The following is an 8,099-nucleotide window of genomic DNA, read 5'->3' on the forward strand; positions in this document are numbered from 1 at the left end:
AAACACCTATGTGGACATGAAATCATAAAACACCGAATTCGTCATGCCTGCGTAGGCAGGCATCCAGTAAGTTGTTGATGGGTATACTCGTTCAGACCGCTGGATTCCCGCCTTCGCGGGAATGACGCGTAAGTGGGACAGCAGTGTCTACACCCCCTTTATCGGTAACAAAATCGGGCATTATGGGGTGCTGAACAGGATAATGGTGCCGGCGAGAAGAGTCGAACCTACGACCTAACTGATTACGAATCTGTGTAATAAAGTCCGTCGGTTCAAGGCCATACCGGCTTTTCGGTTCCGCAATTTGTACCTGAAAGCGCGGAAAAATTCCAGAAGAATCAAAGACTGCCGTGCCGTTGTGGGACATCATTTGGCCGGGCCCGACTGTTTGCCGCGGCGGTTACGGATGTAGATTTCGGTCGTGGTGATCGAGGCGTGGCCGAGCTAGCGTTGCGCGGCTTCCAAGGCTCTTTGACTCCGCCTTGTCAGTCGCGGTCTTGGCGCCCAGGTCGCGGAGTTGGAAGGTCTTGATCTCGGTAGCGAGGTCCGAGTGTTCTTTGGCGGCTTTCTCCCGGGTCGTGTCAAACCGTGACCGTATAGCATATATAGCATACTTGCCGAACAGCTGGCCGCCACACGTGGACTGCCTGCGATCATCACCGTGGACAACGACCCGAAGTTCGCCGGCAAAGCCCTGGATGCCTGGGCATACCAGAACCGGCATCAAGCTCCACTTCACCCCCCCCGGCAAACCGGTCGAGAACGCCCACATCGAGAGCTTCAGCAGTGGCGTTGCATGGTCGCCGCGGACAAAGACGCACGATACCAGAATGCTGGCGACGAACGGTCGCAAAGCATACAGCCTCTACCCGCGCGACAGCGCGCACTGCGGTAAAGGGCCGCAGCTTCCTCCGTCACCTTGCGGGCTAAGCGACGAGGAGCTCAGTGCTCGAGCAAGCTGTGCAGCATCCAGGCATTCTTCTCATGCACCTGCATACGCTGGGTGAGCAAATCGGCGCTCGGCTCGTCACTGGCCTTTTCGACGACGGGAAACACCACGCCCGCGGTGCGCACCCTGCTTCCTGCCCGGCCACGAATTCACGGATCATGTCTTCGGCCTTGGGTACACCCTGTGCATCCTTGATCGAACCGAGGCGCGCGAACTTGGCGTACGTGCCCGGGGCCGAATAACCGAGGGCACGGATGCGTCCGGCGATGAGATCCACCGCCAGCGCGATCTCGTTGTACTGCGCCTCGAACATGAGATGCAGGGTGTTGAACATCGGCCCGATCACGTTCCAGTGGAAGTTGTGGGTCTTGAGGTAGAGCGTGTAGCTGTCGGCGAGCAGCCGCGACAGCCCCTCGGCGATGGCCGCCCGGTCGTCGTTGCTGATGCCGATATCGATTGCCTGCGCCATGACGAGTCTCCTGTTACCGTTGTTTGAAATGTTACGCGACAACCTGTGCGGTGCTGTGCGTCGCGCGACGGCCAACACGCTCCCAGAACTTCTCATGGACATAGTATGCCACCGTGTTAACGGCGGGCTCCACCAAGGCGATCGCCCCGCCCACGAGCACGCTGCCGGTCATGGCGAAGCCGACACCAAAAGCGACGGTAAAGTGTACAACGGCGAAACTGGCGGTCTTAGTCATAGCGCTGTCTCCTGTTCATTCCAGCGTGTTTCTGTACTGGAATAGTAGGGCCCGGGGTCGCGCACGGCCAATGAATTCACTAAACCGCCCCGATAGCTTTCGGCAATGGCACGACCGCCTAAGGGGAATAGCCCGGTACGTAGATCAGCGACCGGACGGTGGCAATTTCCAACCACTCAATCTCAGGAATGTCGAGCCCATGCAGGTGCTTCACCAGCGTGCGCAGGGTGTTGCCGCGCGCCACGACCAGCGCCGTTTTGCCGGCGACGAGCCACGTCAGGCCTTTCACGATAAAAAACAGCGTTCCGCCGACGGTCACCCGCCGCAGCCACGGCCCCGCGACGCGGGGCGAGCTGCCGGCAGTCAGGGTCATTGGATTGGTATGCATGATCGGCGCACTCCTCACGGCATGACGATGAACGCGGCCGGTGTCGCGGTCTTCGGTGGCGTTTTGGTTTGAACTTGCGCTTCCAGCAGGCAACCGAAAGCGAGTACCTGCTGCCACCAGCGGTCCGAGCCAGTGTCACCGGCATTCACGGAATGCGTGATCTCGTTGTTCATGCCGTCACCTCGCGGTGTCCGGCGGACATGAGCGCATGCCCGAATCGGCGCAGCATCGAGACAATCCCCTCGGCCGGTGCGTCGCCCGGCGTAGACGAAATGAACTGGCTGGTATAGAACTCCAATGCAGACATGGTTCACCTCCGGTTTTGAACGATTACCGCGTGACTCGCGGCCATGGAGTGACCATACATCCCGAGCGCGGACTTTTCTAATTGAACCTGCATATGTATTTCATGGCCCGGCGCTATCGCTCAGGCGCCGGATGTTCAGCCGTTTCCGGCTACGGGCTTCCAGAAGCGGTGGGGATAATCGCGCTCTGCATCCGTCACCGGCAGCGGTACAAACCCGCGGGCCAAAAAGAATCCCTTGGCCTCGGGTCGAGCCTTCACCAGCAGGCCGTCGAAGCCCTGCTCGCGTGCAGCGCGCGCGGCGGCATCGAGCAGCTGGCTACCTACGCCACCGCGCTGTCGCTGCGGATCAACATAAAGGCCATGCAGCAACAGGCCGGTGTTGCCCGCCGGCAAGTCGCGCGCACTGGCCAGCTCCCAAGCAGCCACGCCACGCACACTGTGTCCAACGTCTTCGGCCACCACGATGTCCAGGTGCTCCAGGTCACACGCGTTGTAGCGGTAGCTTGGCAGTGTCAAGCGCTTCACGCGCTCCGGCAAGTTCCAGGTCATGACTGCGTGCTCGATCACGGCATTGATCGCATCGAGGTCAGCCGGCGTGGCCGGACGCATCGTGACGACCATCATGACGACGATCAAAGATACTTGATACGGCTGTGCGGATCGCACAGCGTCTTGCCTTCATCGGCCGCGCCAATCAGCACCGCCTTGTCCGACACTGGGATAACACTGTCAATCTGAAAACGCCCCTTGGTGCTACGCAGGAAGCATTCCTCGTCGAAATAGAAACGGTCGTCCGCAGTGCCGACGGCATCTGATTCGATGGTGTCGTAACCGATCACCTTGGCGATGTCTTTATGCCCACCAATGTCTATGTGCTCGATCGACCTGTTTTCGGGGTTGATCAATAACGCTTTCATGCTGTTCACCTTACTGGGTTGATTCAGAAAAAAAGGGTGCGCGGAACAAATCTCGCGCGCCTGTTCCTTACTGCTTATGCGGCCTTCACTTACCTTGTATCGATCCCGAAACCCTTAAGACCGCTCCCCCGGAATCACGCAAGATCGAAGCGATCCAGGTTCATCACCTTGCTCCAAGCCGCCACAAAGTCATGGACAAACTTCTTCTGCGCGTCCGCCGTAGCATAGACCTCGGCCAGGGCGCGCAACTCGGAGTTTGAGCCGAAGATCAGGTCGACACGGGTGCCAGTCCACTTCGGTTTGCCGGTCTTGCGATCGCTGCCTTCAAACAGGTCTTTGTCTGCAGAGGTTGGCTTCCAGGTGGTGTTCATGTCGAGCAGGTTCACGAAGAAGTCGTTGGTAAGAGCCTCCGGACGGTCGGTGAAGACACCATGCTTGGTCTGGCCGACGTTGGTGTTCAGGACACGCATGCCGCCAACCAGCACCGTCATCTGCGGTGGGGTCAGCATCAGCAGTTGCGCCTTGTCCACCAGCAGGTCCTCGGCCGCGACGGTGTACTTGGCCTTTTGATAGTTACGGAAACCATCCGCAATCGGCTCCAGTACGGCAAAGGCCTCAACATCGGTTTGCTCTAGCGACGCGTCCATGCGGCCCGGTGAGAATGGAACCATCACCTTGAAACCGGCATTCTTTGCCGCTTTCTCAATACCTGCGCAACCAGCCAAGACGATCAGGTCCGCCAGAGACAGCTTTTTGCCGCCAGTCTGCGCGCGGTTGAACTCGCTCTGGATGCCCTCCAGGGTCGTGAGCACCTTGGCCAGCTGGGCCGGCTGGTTGACTTCCCAATCCTACTGCGGCGCCAGACGGATGCGGGCACCATTCGCGCCGCCGCGCATGTCGGAGCCCCGGAACGTGGACGCCGACGCCCAGGCGGTCGACACCAGTTGCGAGACCGACAGACCCGAAGCCAGCACCTTGCCCTTGAGGTCGGCAATGTCCTTCTCATCGATCAACTTGTGATTGACCGCGGGGATGGGGTCTTGCCAGATCAGCTCTTCGGCAGGAACCTCCGGGCCGAGATAGCGTGCGCGCGGCCCCATGTCACGGTGCGTCAGCTTGAACCACGCCCGGGCAAACGCGTCCGCAAACTCGTCCGGGTTCTCCATGAAGCGCCGAGAGATTTTTTCGTAGGCCGGGTCGAAACGCAGGGAGAGATCCGTGGTCAGCATAGTAGGCGCGATACGCTTGGACTTGTCATGGGCATGCGGCACAGTACCAGCGCCTGCGCCACCCTTCGGCGTCCACTGATGTGCACCGGCCGGGCTCTTGGTCAGTTCCCATTCGTAGCCGAACAGGTTCCAGAAGAAGTTGTTGCTCCACTTCGTGGGCGTGGTGGTCCAGGTAACTTCCAGGCCGCTAGAGATCGTATCGCCACCCTTGCCGGTGCCGAAGCTGCTCTTCCAGCCCAGGCCCTGCTCCTCGATGTCGGCCGCTTCCGGCTCGGGACCCACATGGGAGGCTGGACCCGCGCCGTGGGTCTTGCCAAAGGTGTGACCGCCCGCGATGAGCGCCACCGTCTCTTCGTCGTTCATCGCCATGCGTGCGAAGGTCTCGCGGATGTCCCTGGCCGCCGCGACCGGATCCGGGTTGCCGTTGGGGCCCTCCGGGTTGACATAGATCAGTCCCATCTGCACGGCCGCGAGCGGATTCTCGAGATTGCGCTCGCCGGAGTAGCGCTGGTCCTCCAGCCACTTTTTCTCGGCACCCCAGTAGACGTCCTTTTCCGGTTCCCAGATGTCCTCACGTCCGCCGCCGAAGCCGAAGGTCTTGAAGCCCATCGATTCCAGCGCGACGTTGCCGGTGAGAATGATCAGGTCAGCCCAGGAGATTTTCCGGCCATACTTCTGTTTGATCGGCCAGATCAGCCGACGCGCCTTGTCGAGATTGACGTTGTCGGGCCAACTGTTGATGGGTGCAAAGCGCTGGTTGCCGGTTCCGGCGCCGCCGCGGCCATCGCCGGTGCGGTAGGTGCCCGCACTGTGCCATGCCATGCGAACGAAAAAAGGTCCGTAGTGGCCGAAGTCCGCCGGCCACCAATCCTGTGACTGGGTCATCAGTTCGCGGAGGTCCTTCTTCACGGCCTCCAGATCGAGCGTCTTGAATTCTTCGGCGTAGTTGAAGTCCTCTCCCATTGGATTGGACTTGGAGGAATGCTGGCGCAGCACATCGAGCTTCAACTGGTTCGGCCACCAGTCCCGGTTCGACGGGCCGGCACCAGCAGTATGATGGAACGGGCATTTTGCTTCGGTTGACATGTGACTTCTCCTGTCATTGTCGGGTTGAACGGATTCGCCTTGCCGTGCGACAGAGGACGGATACTAGACCTTATGCGAGGAGGGGTATTGACAAACATCAAGCATTGCCCCGGCACACGGCCTGGAGCACAGACTACGAGAATGTTAATGACAGATTCTAATTGAATCTCGGTATGGGGCCTATAATGTATAGCTATCAGCGAAATCCGCCCAAATAAACCGGTTTCAAGCGGTGGGACCGCCGAGATAGGTCACGCAATCGAGCGCACAGGCGCGGATCGCCCGGCGCAGCGCCTCGATGGCCTGCGGGCGCGGATAGCTCACACGCCAGGCGAGCGCCACGCGTCGTTGCGGCGGGTCACTGAACTCACGGATGATCGTGAGCTTTAAAGCATAGTGGCCGGGGCCGGAGGCCGCGGTACACGGCAGCACGGTGACGCCCATACCCGAGGCCACCATGTGGCGGATGGTTTCGAGCGAGCTACCCTCGACAGCCATCTGCAGGCTGCCTTCTACTGGCGCGGGACTCACACAGCTCGGGCAGGCGGCTACCACTTGGTCGCGGAAACAGTGGCCGGCACCGAGCAGCAACACGGTTTCACTGGAAAGATTGTCGGTGGCGATGGCCTTGCGCTTGGCCCAAGCGTGTTTGGCCGGCGCCATCACCATGAACGGCTCGTCGTAGAGTGGCAGCGTGACGACGCCCGGTTCCTCGAACGGCAGGCACACCAGCACCGCATCGAGCTCACCCTGCACCAGCCGCTCGCGCAGCCGCGCAGTGTAGTTCTCCTCGATCACGAGCGGCATCTGCGGGGCGGTATCGTGCAGGATCGGCACGAGGCGCGGAAACAGATAGGGGCCAATGGTGTAAATCGCGCCGATACGCAGCGGACCCACAAGCGGGTCCTGCGCCTGCTGGGCGATGCACTTTAAACCTTCAATTTCGTCGAGCACCCGCCGCGCCTGCTCGGCGATGCGTTCGCCCACCGGCGTTATCGCGACTTCGATCTTGCCGCGCTCGAACAATGCCACACCCAGCTCGTCCTCCAGCTTCTTCACTGCCACGCTCAGGGTCGGCTGGCTGACGAAGCAGGCCTCGGCGGCACGGCCAAAATGGCGCTCCCGCGCAAGGATCACGATGTAACGGAGTTCGGTAAGGGTCATCTGTCTGGATTCTAGCGTGTCCGACGCACCAAGTCCTGCTGGCGCTGCAGCAGGTCACCGCACCTTCGGCGGTGGCGGGATCGTCCAACCCCTCGCCTTCCAGCACGATCTGGAGCTTACCCTCGTCGGTTGCGCACGCGCGCTGCAAGACGCCGCTGCGGTCCTGCCGCTGCTCCGTCTTTATCCGCACGATGAGCTGGAGGCCTACCCGGTCAGCACCCTCGTCAACAGCCCGAAGAATGATCGGCCTGAACTGAGGCATTCCAGAGTGACGCCACAAGCGCAAAAGCAGCCAGGCAAATCCACTCGCACCCCTGGCAACAACGGGAAATTTCGGAACAACCACCCATCGCGAAAATCGCCATAACCCGTTGAAGGGAATGGTGCCGGCGAGAGGAGTCGAACCTCCGACCTACTGATTACGAATCAGTTGCTCTACCAACTGAGCTACACCGGCCATCGTCGAACCATATACATGCCATCCGTGGCGGCACCTCGAGGGTGAACCCATGCATCGGCCATATCCATTTCTTGTCCTAAGGAGATAGGCGCGCGCCGGGAGTATAAGGCCATTCATAAAACACACCAATATCCAAGCACGCGGGCCAAAGGAAGGTATGCGCCAAAGACGGCGGAAAAGTTACAGTGCGCGGAAAAGACCTATTTTGACTGACGCAGACGCACAATGACATCCACGCCCTGGAGATTGGCGCCTTTTGGAAGCGGCGGCAACCCGGTGACATGGACGTCCCGCGCGTCGATGTCCGTCAACTCGCCGGTATCCTCATCGAAAAAATGATGGTGCGGCGCGGTATTGGGGTCATAGAAGACGCGCCCCGGATCGGCGATGACTTCCCGGATCACGCCCTTCGAAGCCAGCAGGCCCAGGGTATTGTAAACAGTGGCTTTGGACGCCTGCGGGCCGTCCTTGTTCACTATCCGGAAAACGTCCTCGGCGGAATAATGCGCTCCGTGTGAAAACAGCATGCGCGCGATCAACACGCGCTGGTTCGTCGGGCTGATGCCATGACGACGCAGCAAGGCGACAATATCGGCCTTCGAATGGGGCTGGGATCTCAACATTTAGAATAATTATAAATTGGAAAATAGATTAAGTCTAATTAGGTACTTAAATGGGCCTACTTGCGGACAAGGCGGTAGGGCGCGGGGTCAAACAAAGGTTCGCGCCCCAGCATCAGGTCGACGGCCAGGCGAGCGGAGGCCGGGCCGAGCGCAATCCCATTGCGGAAATGACCGGAACACACAAAAAGCCCTGAAATATCGGGATGCTCACCGACAAAGGGCACATTCTCGGGGGAGCCCGGTCTCAGCCCTGCCCACTGCTGCTCAATGGG

Annotated in this window: 11 protein-coding genes, 1 tRNA gene and 2 pseudogenes; 2 read left to right on the plus strand and 12 right to left on the minus strand. The window is 60.0% G+C overall.

The features are described from left to right. Nucleotides 1–628: 628 nt before the first annotated feature. Nucleotides 629–785: pseudogene (locus ACW8PS_RS14645) on the plus strand (IS3-like element ISDet2 family transposase); the annotation flags it as partial. Nucleotides 786–926: 141 nt separating this feature from the next. On the opposite strand, the gene ACW8PS_RS14650 reads toward ACW8PS_RS14645, so the two are convergent. The 9 genes and pseudogenes from ACW8PS_RS14650 to ACW8PS_RS14690 all read right to left on the minus strand — a co-directional run bounded on the left by ACW8PS_RS14650 (nt 927) and on the right by ACW8PS_RS14690 (nt 6,744). After that, a complete protein-coding gene (locus tag ACW8PS_RS14650) occupies nt 927–1,418 on the minus strand; it encodes a Dps family protein (protein WP_491528239.1) in 492 nt (163 codons plus the stop codon). A gap of 31 nt (nt 1,419–1,449) precedes the next feature. Continuing rightward, complete coding sequence (locus ACW8PS_RS14655) at nt 1,450–1,653, minus strand: DUF2061 domain-containing protein (RefSeq protein WP_491528240.1); 204 nt, start codon at nt 1,651–1,653, stop codon at nt 1,450–1,452. Between the two features lie 118 nt (nt 1,654–1,771). Then, the gene (locus ACW8PS_RS14660) at nt 1,772–2,041 is read right to left on the minus strand and encodes a hypothetical protein (RefSeq protein WP_491528242.1); all 270 of its coding nucleotides are present in this window, start codon (nt 2,039–2,041) and stop codon (nt 1,772–1,774) included. A gap of 14 nt (nt 2,042–2,055) precedes the next feature. Further along, entirely contained in the window at nt 2,056–2,214 is a 159-nt protein-coding gene (locus ACW8PS_RS14665) for a hypothetical protein (protein WP_491528244.1), read from the minus strand. Then, on the minus strand, nt 2,211–2,348 hold the full coding sequence (locus ACW8PS_RS14670; protein WP_491528245.1) for a hypothetical protein: 138 nt from the start codon (nt 2,346–2,348) through the stop codon (nt 2,211–2,213). Before ACW8PS_RS14670 ends, ACW8PS_RS14665 begins: the two co-directional genes overlap by 4 nt. A gap of 135 nt (nt 2,349–2,483) precedes the next feature. Next, the gene (locus ACW8PS_RS14675; protein WP_491528246.1) at nt 2,484–2,972 is read right to left on the minus strand and encodes a GNAT family N-acetyltransferase; all 489 of its coding nucleotides are present in this window, start codon (nt 2,970–2,972) and stop codon (nt 2,484–2,486) included. 8 nt (nt 2,973–2,980) lie between these two features. Continuing rightward, nucleotides 2,981–3,265, minus strand: a complete 285-nt coding sequence (locus ACW8PS_RS14680; RefSeq protein ID WP_491528247.1) for a hypothetical protein — start codon at nt 3,263–3,265, stop codon at nt 2,981–2,983. 134 nt (nt 3,266–3,399) lie between these two features. Next, nucleotides 3,400–5,580 (minus strand): annotated as a pseudogene (gene katG, locus ACW8PS_RS14685) (catalase/peroxidase HPI). A 225-nt stretch (nt 5,581–5,805) separates the two neighbouring features. Further along, complete coding sequence (locus tag ACW8PS_RS14690; RefSeq protein ID WP_491528248.1) at nt 5,806–6,744, minus strand: hydrogen peroxide-inducible genes activator; 939 nt, start codon at nt 6,742–6,744, stop codon at nt 5,806–5,808. 16 nt (nt 6,745–6,760) lie between these two features. On the opposite strand from ACW8PS_RS14690, the gene ACW8PS_RS14695 reads away from it, so the two are divergent. Then, complete coding sequence (locus ACW8PS_RS14695) at nt 6,761–7,111, plus strand: hypothetical protein (protein ID WP_491528249.1); 351 nt, start codon at nt 6,761–6,763, stop codon at nt 7,109–7,111. Between the two features lie 14 nt (nt 7,112–7,125). On the opposite strand, the gene ACW8PS_RS14700 is transcribed toward ACW8PS_RS14695, so the two are convergent. From ACW8PS_RS14700 to ACW8PS_RS14710, 3 genes are all read right to left on the minus strand, one after another. Continuing rightward, nucleotides 7,126–7,201: transfer RNA gene (locus tag ACW8PS_RS14700), tRNA-Thr, on the minus strand. Nucleotides 7,202–7,404: 203 nt separating this feature from the next. After that, nucleotides 7,405–7,827: a Fur family transcriptional regulator gene (locus ACW8PS_RS14705; RefSeq protein ID WP_491528250.1), complete on the minus strand. Its 423-nt coding sequence runs from the start codon at nt 7,825–7,827 to the stop codon at nt 7,405–7,407. 56 nt (nt 7,828–7,883) lie between these two features. Then, on the minus strand, nt 7,884–8,099 hold a 216-nt coding region (locus ACW8PS_RS14710), incomplete at its 5' end, for an NAD(P)/FAD-dependent oxidoreductase (RefSeq protein ID WP_491528252.1).

Source organism: Alterinioella sp., assembly GCF_058343375.1.

Excerpts from the sequence above, each read along its gene's own strand:
- ACW8PS_RS14650 (WP_491528239.1), bottom strand. The coding sequence starts at position 1,418 with ATGGCGCAGGCAATCGATATCGGCATCAGCAACGACGACCGGGCGGCC.
- ACW8PS_RS14655 (WP_491528240.1), bottom strand. The coding sequence starts at position 1,653 with ATGACTAAGACCGCCAGTTTCGCCGTTGTACACTTTACCGTCGCTTTT.
- ACW8PS_RS14660 (WP_491528242.1), bottom strand. The coding sequence starts at position 2,041 with ATGCATACCAATCCAATGACCCTGACTGCCGGCAGCTCGCCCCGCGTC.
- ACW8PS_RS14665 (WP_491528244.1), bottom strand. The coding sequence starts at position 2,214 with ATGAACAACGAGATCACGCATTCCGTGAATGCCGGTGACACTGGCTCG.
- ACW8PS_RS14670 (WP_491528245.1), bottom strand. The coding sequence starts at position 2,348 with ATGTCTGCATTGGAGTTCTATACCAGCCAGTTCATTTCGTCTACGCCG.
- ACW8PS_RS14675 (WP_491528246.1), bottom strand. The coding sequence starts at position 2,972 with ATGATGGTCGTCACGATGCGTCCGGCCACGCCGGCTGACCTCGATGCG.
- ACW8PS_RS14680 (WP_491528247.1), bottom strand. The coding sequence starts at position 3,265 with ATGAAAGCGTTATTGATCAACCCCGAAAACAGGTCGATCGAGCACATA.
- ACW8PS_RS14690 (WP_491528248.1), bottom strand. The coding sequence starts at position 6,744 with ATGACCCTTACCGAACTCCGTTACATCGTGATCCTTGCGCGGGAGCGC.
- ACW8PS_RS14705 (WP_491528250.1), bottom strand. The coding sequence starts at position 7,827 with ATGTTGAGATCCCAGCCCCATTCGAAGGCCGATATTGTCGCCTTGCTG.